This is a genomic window from Streptomyces sp. NPDC025721 (genome assembly GCF_055558595.1).
The window spans coordinates 146,767-164,015 of record NZ_JBVHMF010000014.1; the positions used below are offsets into that span (position 1 = coordinate 146,767).

Here is a 17,249-nt window from a genome sequence, read left to right on the forward strand (position 1 = left end):
TCGCGATCAGGTGGCGAGCGCCGCGAGTTCGGTCCCGGCGAGCAGGAATCCGCCGACGCCGAAGTCGGCCGTGCTGTCGTACGTCACGGGCTGGCTGGAGTCCGGCCGGTCGCCGACCTTCTGGATCCAGCCGAGGGTGCCGTCGGGGTGAACCGCCGTGGCCAGCAGGCCGTTCCAGGCGCGCGCGGCGACCGGCAGATACGTGGCCCGGTCGACGAGTCCCGCGCGTACCGCGTACGCGGTGCCGTAGGCGAAGAAAACGGTTCCACTCGTTTCGGGGCCGGGGAAGTGCGCGGGGTCGGCGAGGTTGACGTTCCAGAAGCCGGCGGTGCGCTGCACCGCGGCGACCGCCCGTACCAACTCCTTGAGCGTGGCGCGGTATTCGGCGGTGTCGGCCTGATCGGCGGGCAGCGCCTTGAGGGTCTTGGTGTGCGCGGCGGCGACCCAGCCGTTGCCGCGCGACCACAGCACGGGCTTGCCCGAGGGCGAGAGGATGCCGCCGGGCAGGAAGTTCCTGTCGCGGTACCACAGCCCGGTGGCCGGGTCGTGGAGACCGGGGCCGCCCTCGGCCGACTTGGTGTGCCGGTACAGGTCGTGCAGCTTGCGGTGGTAGTTCGCGTCACCGCGCAGCACGCCCAGGCGGGCGAAGGGCGACATCGTCATGTGCAGCGCGTCGTCCCACCACCAGTCGTCGTCCTTGCCGGCCGGGTCGGTGTAGACCATGCGGTGCAGGCAGGTCTCGATCGCGGTCAGCTTCGCCGGGTCGGGTTCGATCTCGTACAGGTCCAGATACACCTGGCCCGCGCACTGGTTGTCCGCGTTGCGGGTGGTCGTGCCGCCGTTGAGGCCGTAGTTGTTCCGCTCGGCCCAGGAGCGCGCGTAGGCCAGATAGCGGGTGTCGGACGTCAGCCGGTACAGGGCGGTCAGGCCGCTGAAGAAGGTGGCGTTGGCCCACTGGTTGTTGCCGGGGTCGGTGTGGGCGCCGATCCAGTGGTCGGCGACGCGGCGCAGTGCGGTGACGACGGCCGCCCTGGAGGGCAGCACCGGGGAGGGCGGGGCGGCGGCAGAGGCCGCGGCGCGGGCGGTGGCGTGCGCGGTGGCGGGGATCGCGGTCGCGGTGGCGGTCGCGGCGAGTGCCGCACCGCCGATCAGGAAGTGGCGTCGGTCCATCGGAGTCTCCAAGTGCCGTGCGTGCTAGGTGCGCTGCGGGCATGGACGGCCGGTGGCGTCGGTACGGCTCGGCTCTCGGCTCTCGATGCGGGTGACGCGCGGGTGGCGCGTACGGGACGCCCGCTCACCGGCGAATTCAGGGACATGAACGATGAGTGTCCTTGTGAACTCGATGGAGCTTAGATGACCGCGCCCGCCGTACGTCAACCCCGGTCGCGCTGACTCCGGTGAGGTTCACCCCGGCGGTGAAGGACGACCTGGCCGTGCGCACCAGCTCGGCGGCCGGACCGGGCGGGAGCCGGTCACTGGCGGCGGTGGCACCGGCGAGCGTACGGCCGGCGGCGGGGACCGCGTCGGGCGGCGCGCCCGACATCCGGTGCTGAACACCGCTCGCGCCGAGGTCGGCGGTCACTCGGGGCAGCGCGAGGAACAGCGAGGTCATGTCCGTCGCCACCAGTGGCGTCGGCAGGGCGAGCAGGGTCAGGCCCAGCCACTCGTGCCGCCCGCCGGTCCGCCCGGCGCGCCCGTATCCCCATTGTCCGGCATGTCCACTCCTCCGCCGTGTCGGGTCTCTTTCCCGCACCGGTCGGAGCGGCGACGGGCTTCTTGAGGTCCGGCTGGAAGAATTTTCGGAGCGAGCCGGACCGGGCCGTATTGGAGCGGATCGGTACGGATCGAAACGTATCGGCACGGATCGAAACGGGCCGGAATTCGATGCGCCGCCGATGTCAAGAAGCCGTCCGCGGCTCCGACTGTGTGGTGCACGGACCCGGAAGGGGTTCGGCGTACGGCACACACGTACGACATACGCGCGGGACGTCCGAGCAGGGCATCCGCGGACGGCGTCCACGCGGGACAGAGGAGTAGCGATGAAGTTTCTGCTGATCATGCACATGAACCCGGCGGTGTGGAACGCGCTGACCGAGGAGGAGCGCAACGAGGTCATGGGCGGCCACGACGCCTTTATCAACACGGTCACCGAGTCGGGCGAGATGATCCTCACCCAGGGCCTGGCCGACATCTCGCAGAGCGCCGTCGTGCGGGTCCGCGACGGGCAGCGGGTCGTCACCGACGGGCCGTACCTGGAGACCAAGGAATACCTCGGCGGCTTCTACCTGGTCGACTGCGAGAACCGCGAGCGCGCTCTGGAGCTCGCCACGATGATCCCCGACGCGAAGGTGGAGGGGCTGGGCATCGAGGTGCGCCAGGTGATGTTCTCCGGTGGACAATTGGAGATGTGAGCACCGACACCGTGACCGAGGACCTGCTGCGCGAGCTGACGCCGCAGGTCCTCGGTGTGCTGGTCCGCAGGCACGGCCAGTTCGAGGAGTGCGAGGACGCCGTGCAGGAGGCGGTGCTCGCCGCGGCCGTGAAGTGGCCGGCCGACGGTGTGCCGGACCATCCGCGCGGCTGGCTGATCACCGCTGCCTCCCGTCGGCTGATCGACCAGATCCGCAGCGACCACGCCCGCAAGGCGCGGGAGACGGCCGCGGCGGCCCAGTCCCCCGAGCGGGAGGCGGGCGTCAGCCCGGGTCCCGGCGAGGACGGCGCGCCGGAGGGTGACGACACCCTGATACTGCTGTTCCTGTGCTGCCACCCGGCGCTGACGCCCGGCTCGCAGACCGCCCTGACCCTGCGCGCGGTCGGCGGTCTGACCACGGCGGAGATCGCCCACGCGTTCCTGGTGCCTGAGGCCACCATGGCCGTACGGATCAGCCGGGCCAAGCAGCGGATCAAGGCGGCGGGCAGCCGCTTCACCCTGCCCGAGGCACGCGAGCGCGAGGAACGGCTGCGGGTCGTCCTGCACGTGCTGTACCTGATCTTCAACGAGGGCTACACCGCGACTTCCGGGGCCGCGCTGCACCGCGCCGACCTCGCCCGCGAGGCGATCCGGCTGACCCGTGTGGTCGGTCGGCTGCTGCCCGACGACGGCGAGGTCGCCGGCCTGCTCGCCCTCATGCTCCTCACCGACGCGCGCCGCGCCGCCAGGACCGGGCCCGGCGGCGACCTGATCCCGCTGGACGAGCAGGACCGTACGCTCTGGGACGCCGACCTGATCGCCGAGGGCACCGCTTTGATCAGTACGGCCATGGCCCGCTCGGCGCTCGGGCCGTATCAGCTCCAGGCCGCCATCGCCGCGACGCACGCCGCCGCGGAGCGCACCGAGGACACCGACTGGCACCAGGTGCACACCCTGTACAAGATCCTGGAGCGGATCGCGCCCAACCCGATGGTCACCCTCAACCGCGCCGTCGCCCTCGCCGAGATCCAGGGGCCGCGGGCCGGGCTCGACCTGCTGGCCACCTTGGACGACGACGCCCGCGTCGAGGGCCACCACCGGCTCCACGTCGTCCGCGCCCATCTCCTGGAGCGCTCCGGCGACCTCCCGGCCGCCCGCGAGCACTATCTTCTGGCCGCGCGCGGCACGGCCAGCCTCACCGAGCGCCGCTTCCTGGAGTCCCGCGCGAGCCGTCTGAAGCCCGGCGCGCGCTGAGCGGGTGACAGCGGCGACGACCGCGCACCCGACGGGCGTCAGCGGTGGGTCAGCTCAGCCGGGCGTCGGCGTAGACCGCCATCGCGTCGCGCTGGTACTCCGCCAGCCCGGCCGCGATCTTGTCGTACGCCGAGCGGAAGCGCGGGTCGTCGGTGAACATCTGCCCCAGTCCCTTGTACGCGGTCGCGCTGGGGGTCCAGAATCCGCACAGCCATTGGTAGTGGGCATCCGTCTCGGCCTGCACCGCCGGGTCGGCCACTGGCGTGCCGGCCGCCATGAAATCGGCCATGCGGACCATCCGCGCCGTGATCTCGCGCTGCGTCCGCTCCTGGTCCTCGGCCGTGAGCGGGCCGGCGATCCGCCGGGACCGCTCGTACTCGCGCGGCCACCGCTCGCGCGCCTCGTCCTCGTAGCGCGAGGCGTCGAAGCCCTCGAAAAGATTCTCCGGCCTGTTGATCTCCGCCATGTCGTCCCCGTCCTTTCCTTCCTCCAACTCCGCGATGGTGCGACCGACCGTGCGGACCAGGGTGTCGAGCCGGTTCCGCTCCGCCAGCAGACGCCGGTGGTGCTCCCGGAGCACGGCCACCCGGTCCGCCTGTCTGTCGAGGACGGCCGCGATGTCCCGCAGGCCAAGGCCCAACTCCCGCATCAGCAGGATCTGTTGCAGCCGCAGCAGATCCCGCCGCTCGTAGGAGCGGTGCCCGTTGCGGCCGGTCCCCGCAGGGGGCAGCAGGCCGATCTCGTCGTAGTACCGCAGCGTCCGGGACGTCACTCCGGACAGCCGGGCCACGTCCGCGATCGACCAGGCCATCGCCCTGCCTCCCCTCGCCGGCCGGTCGTTCCGGCCACATGGACGACCGTAGAAGTTGACGCGGCGTAAAGCGCAAGCCGACAGCGGGCGGTGCCGACGACGGGCGGGTCAGTGCTCGGCCAGGGGCGGCGCGGTGTCCGTCGAGGGGGTCAGGCGCAGCGTGACGATCTCGAACGGTCGCAGGCGCAGGTCCACGGCGCCGTCGCGGATCTCGGCGGGCGGCTGGTCGGTCAGGGGGCGTTCCAGCAAGTCGCAGGGGGTGGCGGTGTGGAGGGCGAAGCCGGGGGTGAGGGTGGTGCGGGTCCGGGCGCCGATGGCTTCGTAGAGACGTACGACGATGTCGCCGCTCGCGTCGTCGGCGAGCTTCACGGCGCTGACGACGACGCCCTCGTGGCCGACCGTCGCCAGCGGTTCGACCGCGGCGGCGCCGGGCACGCGGCGCTCGGGCAGGTGGATGGCGTACCCCTCGCGGACGGCGTCGCCGATGGACGCGCCGGGAAGCAGGGCGTAGCGGAAGCGGTGCACGCCCTGGTCCGTCCGCGGGTCGGGGAAACGGGGTGCGCGCAGCAGGGACAGGCGCACGGTGACGGCGGCGCCGGGGGCGCTGCCGCTTGTGGAGCGGGTGACGTCGTGGCCGTAGGTGGAGTCGGTGACCAGGGCCACGCCCCAGCCGGGCTCCGCGAGGTGCAGGAATCGGTGGTTGCACGCCTCGAAACGGGCGGCGTCCCAACTGGTGTTGGTGTGGGTGGGCCGGTAGACGTGGCCGAACTGGGTCTCGGCCGCGTAGCGGTCGGCGTGGACGTCCAGCGGGAAGGCCACCTTCAGGAACTTCTCCGTCTCGCGCCAGTCGACCTCGGTGGAGACGTCCAGGCGCTTGTGCCCGGCAGTGAGGGTGAGGTCCTGCACGGCGCGCGAGTGGCCGAACGAGCGCTCGACCCGGACGGTGACGGCGTGGGCCGTCGCGGCGGCCACCTCGACGCGGTCGGCGGCGGTCAGGTCGGTGACGGTGTTGCGGTAGTACGCGTCCACGTCCCAGGCGTCCCACATGGTGGGGAAATCGGGGTGGAGTTGGAGCAGGTTGGCCGGGCGTCCCTCGGCGAGGGTCTCGCGGTCCGCGGCGAGGTCGTGGACCGACACCACCAGGCCGCGGTCGTCGATCTCGACCCGCAGCAGGCCGTTGTCCAGTACGTGGCCGCCGCGGGGGCGGGCCGAAGTAGTGACCGTCCCGTCGACGCCGGTGTCGGCGACGGGCGCGGCGCCCCCTGCCGGGACACCGCCGCGGGCGTGCGGGGCCGCGTTGAAGACCAGGGCCCCCTCTCCCTCCTGGTCCCCCTCCCCCTCCTCGCCCCCCTCCCGCGACGGCCCACCGGCCAGGGCGAGTTGGGCGGCGTCGATGATCGACCGCAGCTCCACCGCGAGGGCGGCGTACGTCGCCTCGGCCTCGCGGTGCACCCACGCGATGGACGAGCCGGGCAGGATGTCGTGGAACTGGTGCAGCAGCACCGTCTTCCAGATCCGGTCCAACTCCTCGTACGGGTAGGGCAGTCCGGCCCGTACGGCGGCGGTCGCGGACCACAGCTCCGCCTCGCGCAGCAGGTGCTCGCTGCGGCGGTTGCCCTGCTTGGTGCCGGCCTGGCTGGTCAACGTGCCGCGGTGCAATTCGAGGTACAACTCCCCGACCCAGACAGGCGGTTCGGGGTACTCGGCGCGGGCCTTGGCGAAGAACTCCGCCGGGGACTCCCACTCCACCCGGGCCGAACCCTCCAGGTCGCGCAGCCGGGCGGCCTTGGCGATCATCTCGCGGGTCGTGCCACCGCCGCCGTCGCCCAGCCCGGTCGGCGCCAGCGACCGCCCGGCCATGCCCTTCTCCCTGAAGTTGCGTGCGGCATGAGCGACTTCGCGGCCTTCCAGGCCCGCGTTGTAGGTGTCCATCGGCGGGAAGTGCGTGAAGACCCGGCTGCCGTCGATGCCCTCCCAGGCGAAGGTGTGGTGCGGGAAGGAGTTGGTGCGGCTCCAGGAGATCTTCTGGGTCAGCAGCGAACTCGACCCGGACGCCCGGATGATCTGCGGCAGCCCGGCCGCGAAGCCGAAGGTGTCCGGCAGCCACACCTCGTCGCTCTCGATGCCGAACTCGTCCAGGAAGAACCTCTTGCCGTGCACGAACTGACGGGCCATCGTCTCGGAGCCGGGCATGTTCGTGTCCGACTCGACCCACATTCCGCCGGTGGGCACGAACCGCCCGTCGGCGACGGCCTGTCGGACCCGGGCGTAGACCTCGGGGCGGTGCTCCTTGATCCAGGCGTACTGCTGCGCCTGGGACATGGTGTAGACGAAGTCGGGCTCGTCCTCGATCAGGGCCGTCATGTTCGCGGTGGTCCGGGCCACCTTGCGGACGGTCTCGCGCAGCGGCCACAGCCACGCGGAGTCGATGTGCGCGTGGCCCACCGCGCTGATCCGGTGGGCCGAGGCGTGCGCGGGCGCGGCCAGCACGTCGGCCAGCAGGGCTCGGGCCGAGTCGGCGGTGCCGCCGACGTCCTGGAGGTCGATCGCGTCGAGCGCCCGTTCCACCGCGCGCAGGATGTCCCAGCGGCGGGCCGAGCCGGCGGGCAGCTCCGGCATCAGCTCGCCCAGCACTTCGAGGTCCTGCACGAGCTCCCAGACCGTGCGGTCCAGCACGGCCAGGTCCATCGGGCCCAGGACGTACTGCGGCGCGCGGCCCGCCGTCGCCTTGTCGCCCAAGGCGGTCGGGCGGAAGGGCGGGTTGTCCAGCACGATCGGGTTGGAGGCGGCCTCGACGTGCAGCAGGATCCGCTCGCCGCCGGTGACGGGGTCGCCGACGCGCACCCACTGATTGCGCGGGTTGAGGCCCTTCACCGGGGTGCCGTCCGGCCGGTAGACGAGGCCCTCGCACTGGAAGCCGGGGGTGTCCCGCTCGAAGCCGAGGTCCAGCAGCGCCTCGACGGTGCGGCCCGCCCACTCCTCGGGCACGGTACCGCTGACGGTGAGCCAGCTCGTTCCCCACGGCGGACCCCACGGCTCGCCGGGCGCGATCGGCCTGCGGGCCGCGGCGATGCCTTCGGCCACCGGGACCGGCTCGTCGGGCGCGTCCCAGATGCCGACGGTCAGCGGCACCCGCTCCCCGTACACCGCGGGGCGGACGCGCTCGTTGAGGACGCGTTCCAGGCGGGACTCGATGAGGCTGCGGTCGTCGTGCATGTACGGGCTCCGGGGTGTGGTGGGCGGCCGGGTCGAATGGCTGACAGGCGTGGCGCGGTGGAGGCGGGGCTCGTGGACCGCGAGGCTCCGGACGGACAACGCGGTTGCTTCCGGGGCGCGTTGTCCGCGGCGCGCGGCTAGGACACGTCCCGGTCCGGGCCGCGGTCCTCCCCGTGGGCGATGATCGTGGTGCGCACCACGACCCGGCGCGGCGGCAGCGCTCCGGCGCCCTGGCGGTCCAGGCGCTCGCCGAGCAACTGGGCGGCGCGGCGCCCGATCTCGTCGGGGTCGTGGTCCACCACCAGCACGGGCACGCTGAGCACGTCGGCGAGGTCGAAGCCGTCGAACCCCGCGAGCGTCGCGCCGGCGCCGTGGTGCCGCAACGCCCGGTAGGCGCCCTGGGTGTTGTGGTTGTTGGCGCAGAACAGCGCGGTGGGCGGCTCGGGCAGCGCGAGCAATTCGGCGGCAGCCGCCTCGGCGGAGGCGAGATCCTCCCGGCCGCGCTTGACCAGGGCGTCGTCGGGGTCGATGCCCGCCTTGTGGAGGGCCGCGCTGTAGCCGCGGTAGCGCTCGGAACCGGTGTACACCGACGGCGGGTTGCCGAGGAAGCCGATCCTGCGGTGTCCTGCCGCCAGCAGTCGGCTGGTCGCCGCGTACGCGCCGCCGAAGTCGTCGACCAGGACGCTGTCCGCCTCGAATCCGGCCGGGGGCCGGGCGACGGTGACCACGGGCGGGGAGGTGGGCAACTCCTCGGCCAGATACGCCTGGTCGGCCCCCGCCGGGACGAGGATCACGCCGTCGACCCGGCGCGCGGAGAAGTCCCGGACGGCGTCGCGCTCGCGGCCCGCGTCACCGGCCGTGTTGGTGATCATCACCCGCAGTCCCTCCTCGGCGACCGCGGCCTCGATGCCGAGCGCGAGCCGGGCGCAGAAGGGGTTGGCGAGGTACGTGACGATCAGGCCGATGGTGCCGGTGCCCTGTCCGTGCCGGAAGTTGCGGGCCAGAGCGTTGGGCCGGTGACCGAGTTGCCGTACCGCGGCCTCGACGCGTGCGCGTCTGTCCGCCGACACCCCGGTGTCGCCGCGCAGGACGCGGGACACGGTCATCGCGCTGGCCTCGGCGAGGGTGGCGACCTGTTTCATGGTCGGTGGTGCGGTGGTGAGCGGCGCGCCGGCCACGGTGGTCTCCCTCTCGGCTCGTTGACTAGAGAATAGAGGCATCGTTGTCTTCCGGAACCTCGGCCGCGTACCGCGCCGCGCCGAACAGCCCGGCTCCGGCCGGCCGGGCCGCGGGCAGCGGCGGCGATATCCCGTATGTCCAGGTCGCGTCCCGCCGACCGCAGGTAGGCCGCGATCAGGGCCCGCCGGGACACCCGGTCATCCAGCGGGCGCCGTGGTGGGTCAGCACGTCGGTGCGGCCTTCCGGCGGTACGGTCGGGCCGTCGTTGACGACCGCGCCGTCGTGCAGGAAGGCCGAGCCGACCGCGCACGCGGGCGATCCGGCGCTGGGTCACGCTCGCGCGGGGCGACACCGCCGTGGGCTGGGCCAGCCATGACGCGCCGCTCCTCCAGCACGGCAACATCGCCGTCCCGGACGTGCCCTACCCGCCGTCGGTGCCCGGCCAGGAGCCGGGGAAGCTGTACTTCGGGGTCCACGACAACATCTGGGACACCAACTTCCCCAGCCAGCAATCCTTCGAGCAGCCCGACGCGTTCCTGATCCGCCTCCGGTCCTTCGCCGACCAACCGGTGGCAGCCGCCGTCTCCCTGACACCGCCGTACACCACCGCGCTGCGCTGCTCCTGCCTCGGCGAGAACAGCGAACCGGTCACCCCGGACCCGGACGGCACGCTCCGCGTACGGCTCGCCGCCAGGGGCACGGCGGCGCTGCTCGTGGTCACCCGATCGTCGCGCGCACCCGGGACCGGACGGGTCCTGAGGTCCCGGCTCCGGGCGCCGGACCGGCGGCTAGGCGGACTGCGTGACGCGGGAGAGGAGTTCGCGGCGCAGCACCTTGCCGGTCGGTGTGTGCGGCAGTTCGTCGAGGAAGTGGACCTCGTCGGGTGTCCTGGACGAGCGCAACCGGCGGCGGACGAAGGCGCGTATCTCGTCCTCGGTGACCGTCGCGCCTTCGGTGAGGACGAGGAACGCGCCGATGCGGTGGCCCCATTCCTCGTCCGCGATGCCGACCACGGCGGCGTCGGCGATCTCCGGGTGGCGCTGGAGCACGGCCTCGATCTCGGCGGGGGCGATGTTCTCGCCGCCCCGGATGATGGTGTCGTCGGCCCGGCCGCGGACGAACAGGTAGCCGCCGGTGTCGAGATGGCCCTCGTCGCGGGTGGCGAACCAGCCGTCGCCGTCGGTGAGAGAGCCGGTCTCCCGGTACTCCCCCGCCACTTGGGCACCCTTGACGTGGATCATGCCCACGGTGCCGGGCGGGCAGGGGTGTCCCTCGGCGTCGCGGATCTGGATGGTCACCGACGGCAGCGGGCGGCCGACGGAGCCCAGTCGCGCCCTGACCTCGGTGTCGTCGCTGGTCAGGGCGGCCCGGTGGTCCTCGGGCCCGAGGACGGCCACCGAGGACGACGTCTCGGTCAGGCCGTAGGCATTGACGAATCCGGTGTCGGGCAGCAGCGACAGTGCCCGCTCCAGCACGGTCAGCGGCAGCCGGGCGCCGCCGTAGGACAGTGACCGCAGGGTGGAGGGTGCGGGGCCGCCGCGCTCCATCTCGTCCACGATGCGGGCCAGCATGGTCGGCACGACCATGGCGTGTGTGACGCGCTCGGCGGTGACGGTCTTCAGCCAGGTCCCGGCGGCGAAGTGCTCCAGGTAGACCACACGCCGCCCGGAGTAGAGGTTGGACAGCAGGTTGGCCACCGCGGCGATGTGGTAGGGGGGCACGCTGACCAGTACGGCCTCGTCCGCACCGCTGCCGCCGAATTCGACGCTGCCCAGCACGTACGCGGTGAGGTTCCGGTGCCGGAGCACGGCGCTCTTGGCCGCGGCGGTCGTTCCGCTCGTCAGCAGGAGGATGGCCACGTCGTCCGCCGAGGGCTGGACGGGGGCCTCGGTCACCGCGGGCGTCGCGGCGCACACCGCGAGCCATTCGCGCAGGCCGAGGGAGCGTACGACATTGTCCGGCCGGGCCAGTGCCGTGTCGTCGGCGATCAGCAGGGTGCGGCCCTGTTGGGCCACAGCGTGGTGCAACTGCTCTGGCGCCAGGCGGTAGTTGAGCGGAAGCATCGGCACACCCGCCGCGGCGGCGGCGAACAGGGCCAGCGGGAAGGCCGGGCCGTTCTCGCCCATGAAGACGACGGTGTCGACCTCGTGGGACCGCACGAAGGCCGCGCCGGTGTACGCCTGGTCGCGCAGCGCGGCGCCGGTCAGACCGGCGCCCGGGGTGCCGAGGGCCAGGCGGTCGCCGTGGCCCTCGGCGACCATGTCCAGCAGGGTCAGGAGGTTCACAACAGACGTCCTTCGCTAGTCCGACTAGTCCGAGGCGGGAAGCTGCTTGGCGGCCTTGACCGGGAGCGGTTCGCCGTCGACCGACAGCGCGCCGGGACCCGGCTTCACGCAGAGCAGTTCGAGCCCCGTCTCCTCGTGCACATACCGCTTGCCGAGCAGCGTGGCCGGGCCCGCCGCCTCATGGCCCGCGGTGTTCCCGGGCGCCGGTTCGTCGGGGCCGAGCAACGGCGCTCCGGCGTGCAGGACGTCGATGGTCTTCGACGGTCCTCGCACCACGATGACCTCGACCGGGCCAACGGCGCTGTGCAGATGTGTTCCCACTGCGAGATCTGCCATCGTCACTGCTTTCTGTGCTGCGGGCGACTGGGGCGGCACCCGCCGCCATCCTTATAGTATCAACTACCGTAAGCTTGTCCATATCTCCGGACGACGCGGAGTCCCCTGCTCAACGGCCCCTGAACCGGGGCGCCCTGCGCTCCTGGAACGAGGCCATGGCCTCCTGACCGTCGTCTCCGATACCCAGTCCGAGGAAGGTCACCTCGTTCTTCCACGCCTGGTCGAAGGTGCCGTCGTAGGCGTCGTTGAGCTGGCCCTTGATGTGGCCGAGGCCCACCGTCGGGCCCTCGGCCAGCCGGCGTGCGAAGTCCCCCGCGACCGCGGTCAGTTCCTCGTCGGGCACACAGCGGTTGGCCAGGCCCCACTGCTCGGCCTGGCTGCCGGTGACCGGCTCACCGAGCAGGGCCATCTCCTTGGCGCGTACCGGGCTCACCGACCGGGCGAGCAGATAGGCGCCCGCGGCCTCGACCGGCAATCCGCGCTTGACGAACACTTCGCTGAAGCGTGCCGACTCGGCGGCGATCACGAGGTCGCACGCCAGCGCGAAGTTGCAGCCGAAGCCGTAGGCGGCCCCGTTCACCGCGGCGACGAAGGGTTTCTCGTTCTCCCGCAGGTCGCGGATCAGCCGCCACCAGCCATAGCGCAGGCCATCCTCGCGGGCGATGTTGGCCTGCGATCCGCGGCGGCGATCGGGCGCGATCTCGATGTGCTCCCGCTGCGTGAGATCCGCTCCCGAACAGAAGGCCCGGCCGGCCCCGGTGATGACGGCCGCGCGGATCTCCGGGTCGTCACGGACCTCGGCGATGGCGGCGATCAGGGCGTCGCGCAGCGGATGGTGCACCGCGTTGCGCAGGTGCGGCCGGTTCATGGTGATCCAGGCGATGCCGTCGGCGACCGTGAAGTCCAGACCGGCCTCGGCGAAGTCGTCGAGCATGGTGTCCGCCTAACGGTGGGCCCTCGCCGTGTGCGAAGGGCGGGGTCGGATGACGATGGGGGCGGTCGTCGGGCTCAGGAGTTGCCCAGTACGAGGGCGCCCGCGGCGCTGAACATGCCGCCGATGCCCTGCACCAGCGACGTCCTGACGCCTTCGACCTGCGCGGCCGCGTCGCCGCGGAGCTGGCGGACGGCCTCCTGGATGGCGAACATCCCGTACATGCCGGTGTGCGTGTACAGCAGGCCGCCGCCGTTGGTGTTCATCGGCAGGGTGCCGCCGGGCCTGGTGGCACCGCTCTCCAGGAAGGGAACGGCCTCGCCGCGGCCGACGAAGCCCAGGTCCTCCAGGCCGTAGAGCGGAACGTGCGCGTAGGCGTCATACACCATCAGATGGTCGATGTCGTCGGTGGTCAGCCCGGCTTCCCGCAGGGCCGCGGCCGATGACTCGCGGAATCCGGCGAAGGTGGTGAGGTCCTCCATGGTGGAGGGCCCGGGTCCCTCGCCCGACTCGCCGGAGCCCAGGACGGTCACCGGCCGGTACCGCGTCGGGAGGTCGGCGGCGCGCTCGGCGGACATGAGCACGAGCGAGCCGCCGCCGTCGGTGAGCGGGCAGCATTCCAGTACGTGGAACGGCCACGCGATCAGCCGCGAGCCGAGCACCGCGTCGGTGTCCAGCGGCTTGTTCCGCAGGGCGCGGGGATTCTGGACGGCCCAGGCCGACTGGGCCACCGGCGCCGCCGCCAGCGCCTCGTGGCCGAGCCCGTACTTGTGCAGGTAGGCCATGGCCGGGAGGGTGAACCAGGAGAAGGTGCCGGACACCCCGTACGGCTGCTCGAACTGGCCGACCGCGCTGGACGGGTTGGGGCTCCAGTCGGGTGCGCCGACCCGGGACCTGCCGGACTCGCCGTGGGCGACGACGACCACCGAGGCGGCGCCGGAGCGGATGGCGGCCACGGCGTGCCGTACGTGCAGCATGTAGGAGCAGCCGCCCACCATGGTGCCGTCCAGCCAGCCGGGCGTGACGCCCAGGTAGTGGGCGAAGTCCACCGGCGGCAGGGTGGTCGCCACCCCGTCGACGTCGGCGGGGGTGAGCCCGCACTGGGCGAGTGCGCCGCGTGCCGACTCGGCGGCCAGGCTGATCGCGGACTGGTCGGGTACGACGCCGATCCGGTCCGACTCGGCTGCCCCCGCGATGACGACCGTGCTCGTCACGAGCGAGCCCCTTCCTCGGCGCTGGGCCGGAATTGCGGCAGGGCGAGGTCCCCGCGTTTTTCGAAGACCACCTCGACCGGCAGACCGACGCGGATGTGCTCCGGGGTCTGCGGGATGTCCAGGAGATTCGCCGTCAGCCGGGGGCCCTCATCGAGCCTGACGAAGGCGATGGCGTACGGCCCCTCGTCCTCGTAGCCGGGCGCGGGCCGGTGGTTGATGACGAAGGATTCGACGACGCCCCGGCCCGACGCCTTGGTCCACCCGACCTCGTCGGAGGCGCAGCGCGGGCAGAAGGCACGCGGGTAGAAGAAGAACTCGCCGCAGGACGCGCACTCGGGCAGCCACAGCTCGCCCTCGGCGGCCTTGTCCCAGTAGGTGCTGGTCTCCGGTGTCGGCACGGGGACGAATCGTTCGCTCATCGGGCACGCTCCGGCTCGACCACGGCGCGGCCCTGCGAGAGCACGGGCGTGCCGTCCTGGGTGCGGGTGGTGAAGAGGACCTCGCCGTGGTCGATCCACAGCGAGGTGGTGAGGGTGTCGCCCGGCATCACCGGCGCGCTGAATCTGGCGTGCAGGGAACGGAAGCGGCCGGGGTCCGATCCGGCGGCCGTGCGCAGGATCGCGCGGCCGACGAAGCCGTACGTGCACAGGCCGTGCAGGATCGGCCGCGGAAAGCCGCCGGCGACGGCGAACTTCGGGTCGGAGTGCAGCGGATTGCGGTCGCCCGACAGCCGGTAGAGCAGCGCCTGCCAGGGCGCCGTGCGCTGCTCCACCACCGCGTCGGGTTCGCGGTCCGGCGCCGCCCAGGGGGTGCTCGGACCCCGGTCACCGCCGAACCCGCCCTCGCCGCGCAGGAACGCGCCGGTCGACATCCGGGCCAGGGGCCTGCCGTCGGGATCGGTGAGCAACGACTCGGTGGTGACCAGGGCGCCGCTGCCCTTGTCGTGGACGCCGGTCACCGTGGAGGAGTACAGGCCGCTGCCCTCGGGGGCCAGAGCGCCGGTCAGTTCGACGGACTGGAAGGCGTGCACCAGGCGGGTCATGTCGATGTCGCCGTAGGACAGTCGCGGCGCGTCGTGGCCGAGGACGACGGGGAAGGTGGGCAGCACTGCCTGCGGGACGCCCTGGGTGTTCTCGGTCGTGAAGGCGAGTTCGGCGGCCGGGTCGTCGCTGCCCGCGCCGACTCCGACGGCGTAGAGCAGCGCCTGCGCCGAGGTCCACCGCACCGGGTGGGGCTCGGTCGCACTGCCGAGGATGGAGAGGTCGAGCGCCATGTCAGCTCCGCTTCGGACCGTACGGATGGGAGTCGAAGACGCTGAAGTTCCCCGCGGCCTTGCCGAAGACGGCCGGGAACCGCTCGTCGATCGCGTCGAAGGTCAGGGGTCCGTCGACCTGGAGGGACGGGCCGATGCGCCAGCCCTCGGCGACGCCGACATAGCCGCCGACCACGCTGAACACCCGGCCGGTCACGGCGGACGACCGCTCGCTGCCGAGCCACACCACGAACGGGGAGATGTGCTGCGGTGCCAGCGGGTCGAAGCCCTCGTCGATGTCGAGCGGCATACCGGCGGTGGCGGTGAGCCGGGTCTTGGCGACCGGGGCGATGGCGTTGACCGTCACGCCGTAGCGGGCCAGTTCCATGGCCGCGATGACGGTGAGGCTGGCGATGCCGCCCTTCGCGGCGCCGTAGTTGGCCTGCCCGAAGTTGCCGAACAGACCGCTGCCCGACGAGGTGTTGATGACGCGGGCGGTGACCTGCTCGCCCGCCTTGGACTGGTCGCGCCAGAGCCGTCCCGCGGCCTGGGTCATGGCGAAGGTGCCGCGCAGGTGGACTTTGACGACGCTGTCCCAGTCCTCGAAACTCATGTTGAGCAGCGTCTTGTCACGCAGGATGCCCGCGTTGTTCACCAGGACGTGGAGTGCGCCGAACTCCTCGACGGCCTGGGCGACGATGTGTTCCGCGCCCTGCTCGTCGGAGACGTCGTCGCCGTTGGCCACGGCGGCGCCGCCCTCGGAGCGGATGAGGTCGGCGACCTCCTGCGCGGGTCCCGTCGAGGATCCGTTGCCGTCCCCAGTGCCGCCGAGGTCGTTGACGACCACGCTGGCTCCGGCGCGGGCGAACGCCAGGGCGTGTTCGCGGCCGATGCCGCGGCCGCCGCCGGTGACGACGACCACCCGGCCGGTCAGCGGACCGTGTGACTGTGCCATTCCTGGTTTCCTTTCGGTAGCTGCTCCGGCGGACCGCGCGGGCGCAGCCGCGGCGTCGCGGTCGCTCACAGCACGACTCCGGAGTCCTTGGCCTCGGAGATCTCCGCCCAGCCGTAGCCGAACTCCAGCAGGATCTCCTCGGTGTGCTCGCCGTACTCGGGCGAGCGGGCGGGCGCGGGCGGCGCCTGGTCGAACTGGACGGGGCTGCCGGCCATCTTGTACTCGACGCCGGCCTCGTCGACGTTGTCGATGAAGTAGTGGTTCGCCACCGCCTGGGGGTCGCTGAGCACATCGCGCGGCGACGCGACGACGGCCCACACGCCGTCCTCGTCGGCGAGCACCTTCGTCCAGTGCTCGAGGTCGTGCTCCGCGAAGAGCGCGTTCAGTTCGGCGGTCGCCTGGTCGGTGTTGGCGACGAGGCGGGTCGCCGGGGTGAACCGCTCGTCCTGCGCCAACTCCGGGCGGCCGACGCGGCGGACGAAGGGCGCCCAGTAGCGGTCGGGTTGGAGGAAGACGAGCTGGAGCCAACGCCCGTCGCTGGTGCGGTACTTCTGCACCACCGGGTTGGGCGACCTGCTGGAGTCGGTCATCGCGGTGCGCTCGACCCCGAAGAACTCGGCGGCCATGATGTCGGGGCTCATCGTCCACACCGCCTGGGCGAGCAGCGAGACGTCGACGACGCTGGGGACGCCGGTGGCCAGCCTGCGGTAGAGCGCCGCCGCGATGCCGCCCGCCAGGGTCATGCCGCTGGGCAGGTCGCCGAAGGCGGGGGTCTGCGCGATCGGCCGGTCGTTCTCGGGGGGTGTCAGCGCGAAGGCGACGCCGCCGCGGGCCATGTAGCTGGCCGCGTCGAATCCGCCCTGGTGGGCCTGCGGGCCCCGCGGGCCGTGGCCGGAGCCACGTGCGTAGATGACGTCGGGGTTGACGGCGCGGATGTCGTCCACGTCGATCTTCAGCCGACGGCGGGCGTCGGGCAGCCAGTTGGTGAGGAACACGTCGGCGGACGCCACCAGCCGGGCCAGTATTTCGCGGCCCTTGTCGGTGCGCAGGTCGATGCCGATGCTGCGCTTGCCGCGGTTGCCGATCTCCATCATGAAGTCGCGGTCGGCCTTGGCGTTGTCCCGTGTGAGCCCGGAGATGACCAGGCTCCGGCCGGGGTCGCCGCCCCGTACGTCCTCGACCTTGATGACGTCGGCCCCCCAGTCGGCGAGTACCGCGCCGGTGGACGGGACGAAGGTCCACGACGCGATCTCGACGACGCGGACTCCTTGCAGAACGCCTGCCATGTCCCTCATCTCCCTGCCGCTGGCGGAGTCGTACGGCTGAACGTCGTACGACTGGACGTCGGATGGCTCAACAACCCCACCGTAATGCTTACGGTATAGATATCTATATGGCTCGGCAAG

Annotated in this window: 16 protein-coding genes; 2 read left to right on the forward strand and 14 right to left on the reverse strand. The window is 72.0% G+C overall.

All coding sequences use genetic code 11. The annotated features are described in order from the left end of the window. Positions 1 to 6 precede the first annotated feature (6 nt). Together ACZ4EF_RS21050 and ACZ4EF_RS21055 are read right to left on the reverse strand one after the other, a co-directional pair. Positions 7 to 1,170: a glycoside hydrolase family 88 protein gene (locus tag ACZ4EF_RS21050; protein ID WP_467505975.1), complete on the reverse strand. Its 1,164-nt coding sequence runs from the start codon at positions 1,168 to 1,170 to the stop codon at positions 7 to 9. Between the two features lie 136 nt (positions 1,171 to 1,306). Then, positions 1,307 to 1,612 (reverse strand): hypothetical protein, encoded by a 306-nt coding sequence (locus tag ACZ4EF_RS21055; RefSeq protein ID WP_467505977.1) that lies wholly within the window; start codon positions 1,610 to 1,612, stop codon positions 1,307 to 1,309. Between the two features lie 427 nt (positions 1,613 to 2,039). Here ACZ4EF_RS21055 and ACZ4EF_RS21060 point away from each other — a divergent pair, with 427 nt between their 5' ends. After that, the gene (locus ACZ4EF_RS21060) at positions 2,040 to 2,411 is read left to right on the forward strand and encodes a YciI family protein (RefSeq protein WP_355343632.1); all 372 of its coding nucleotides are present in this window, start codon (positions 2,040 to 2,042) and stop codon (positions 2,409 to 2,411) included. Beyond that, the gene (locus ACZ4EF_RS21065) at positions 2,408 to 3,664 is read left to right on the forward strand and encodes an RNA polymerase sigma factor (protein WP_355343635.1); all 1,257 of its coding nucleotides are present in this window, start codon (positions 2,408 to 2,410) and stop codon (positions 3,662 to 3,664) included. The genes ACZ4EF_RS21060 and ACZ4EF_RS21065 overlap by 4 nt, the downstream gene beginning before the upstream one ends. A 49-nt stretch (positions 3,665 to 3,713) precedes the next feature. On the opposite strand, the gene ACZ4EF_RS21070 is transcribed toward ACZ4EF_RS21065, so the two are convergent. From ACZ4EF_RS21070 to ACZ4EF_RS21125, 12 genes are all read right to left on the reverse strand, one after another. Beyond that, on the reverse strand, positions 3,714 to 4,475 hold the full coding sequence (locus tag ACZ4EF_RS21070; protein WP_467505979.1) for a MerR family transcriptional regulator: 762 nt from the start codon (positions 4,473 to 4,475) through the stop codon (positions 3,714 to 3,716). 108 nt (positions 4,476 to 4,583) lie between these two features. Then, a complete protein-coding gene (locus tag ACZ4EF_RS21075; protein WP_467505981.1) occupies positions 4,584 to 7,691 on the reverse strand; it encodes an alpha-mannosidase in 3,108 nt (1,035 codons plus the stop codon). 137 nt (positions 7,692 to 7,828) lie between these two features. Then, positions 7,829 to 8,833 (reverse strand): LacI family DNA-binding transcriptional regulator, encoded by a 1,005-nt coding sequence (locus ACZ4EF_RS21080; RefSeq protein WP_467506035.1) that lies wholly within the window; start codon positions 8,831 to 8,833, stop codon positions 7,829 to 7,831. Positions 8,834 to 9,291: 458 nt separating this feature from the next. Beyond that, positions 9,292 to 9,591 carry a hypothetical protein gene (locus ACZ4EF_RS21085; protein WP_467505983.1) on the reverse strand — a complete coding sequence of 100 codons (300 nt, stop codon included), beginning with the start codon at positions 9,589 to 9,591 and terminating at the stop codon, positions 9,292 to 9,294. 67 nt (positions 9,592 to 9,658) lie between these two features. Continuing rightward, a complete protein-coding gene (locus ACZ4EF_RS21090; protein WP_467505985.1) occupies positions 9,659 to 11,155 on the reverse strand; it encodes a class I adenylate-forming enzyme family protein in 1,497 nt (498 codons plus the stop codon). Positions 11,156 to 11,179: 24 nt separating this feature from the next. Further along, a complete protein-coding gene (locus tag ACZ4EF_RS21095; RefSeq protein ID WP_467350760.1) occupies positions 11,180 to 11,491 on the reverse strand; it encodes a hypothetical protein in 312 nt (103 codons plus the stop codon). A 109-nt stretch (positions 11,492 to 11,600) separates the two neighbouring features. After that, on the reverse strand, positions 11,601 to 12,425 hold the full coding sequence (locus ACZ4EF_RS21100) for an enoyl-CoA hydratase/isomerase family protein (RefSeq protein ID WP_467350762.1): 825 nt from the start codon (positions 12,423 to 12,425) through the stop codon (positions 11,601 to 11,603). A gap of 74 nt (positions 12,426 to 12,499) precedes the next feature. Then, positions 12,500 to 13,636 (reverse strand): thiolase C-terminal domain-containing protein, encoded by a 1,137-nt coding sequence (locus ACZ4EF_RS21105; RefSeq protein WP_467505988.1) that lies wholly within the window; start codon positions 13,634 to 13,636, stop codon positions 12,500 to 12,502. Beyond that, positions 13,633 to 14,055 carry a Zn-ribbon domain-containing OB-fold protein gene (locus ACZ4EF_RS21110; RefSeq protein WP_467350764.1) on the reverse strand — a complete coding sequence of 141 codons (423 nt, stop codon included), beginning with the start codon at positions 14,053 to 14,055 and terminating at the stop codon, positions 13,633 to 13,635. Before ACZ4EF_RS21110 ends, ACZ4EF_RS21105 begins: the two co-directional genes overlap by 4 nt. Further along, entirely contained in the window at positions 14,052 to 14,909 is an 858-nt protein-coding gene (locus tag ACZ4EF_RS21115) for a MaoC family dehydratase (protein ID WP_467350766.1), read from the reverse strand. The genes ACZ4EF_RS21110 and ACZ4EF_RS21115 overlap by 4 nt, the downstream gene beginning before the upstream one ends. 1 nt (position 14,910) lies before the next feature. After that, a complete protein-coding gene (locus ACZ4EF_RS21120; protein ID WP_467350767.1) occupies positions 14,911 to 15,843 on the reverse strand; it encodes an SDR family oxidoreductase in 933 nt (310 codons plus the stop codon). Between the two features lie 65 nt (positions 15,844 to 15,908). Continuing rightward, positions 15,909 to 17,129 (reverse strand): CaiB/BaiF CoA transferase family protein, encoded by a 1,221-nt coding sequence (locus ACZ4EF_RS21125; RefSeq protein WP_467505991.1) that lies wholly within the window; start codon positions 17,127 to 17,129, stop codon positions 15,909 to 15,911. Between the last annotated feature and the right edge of the window lie 120 nt (positions 17,130 to 17,249).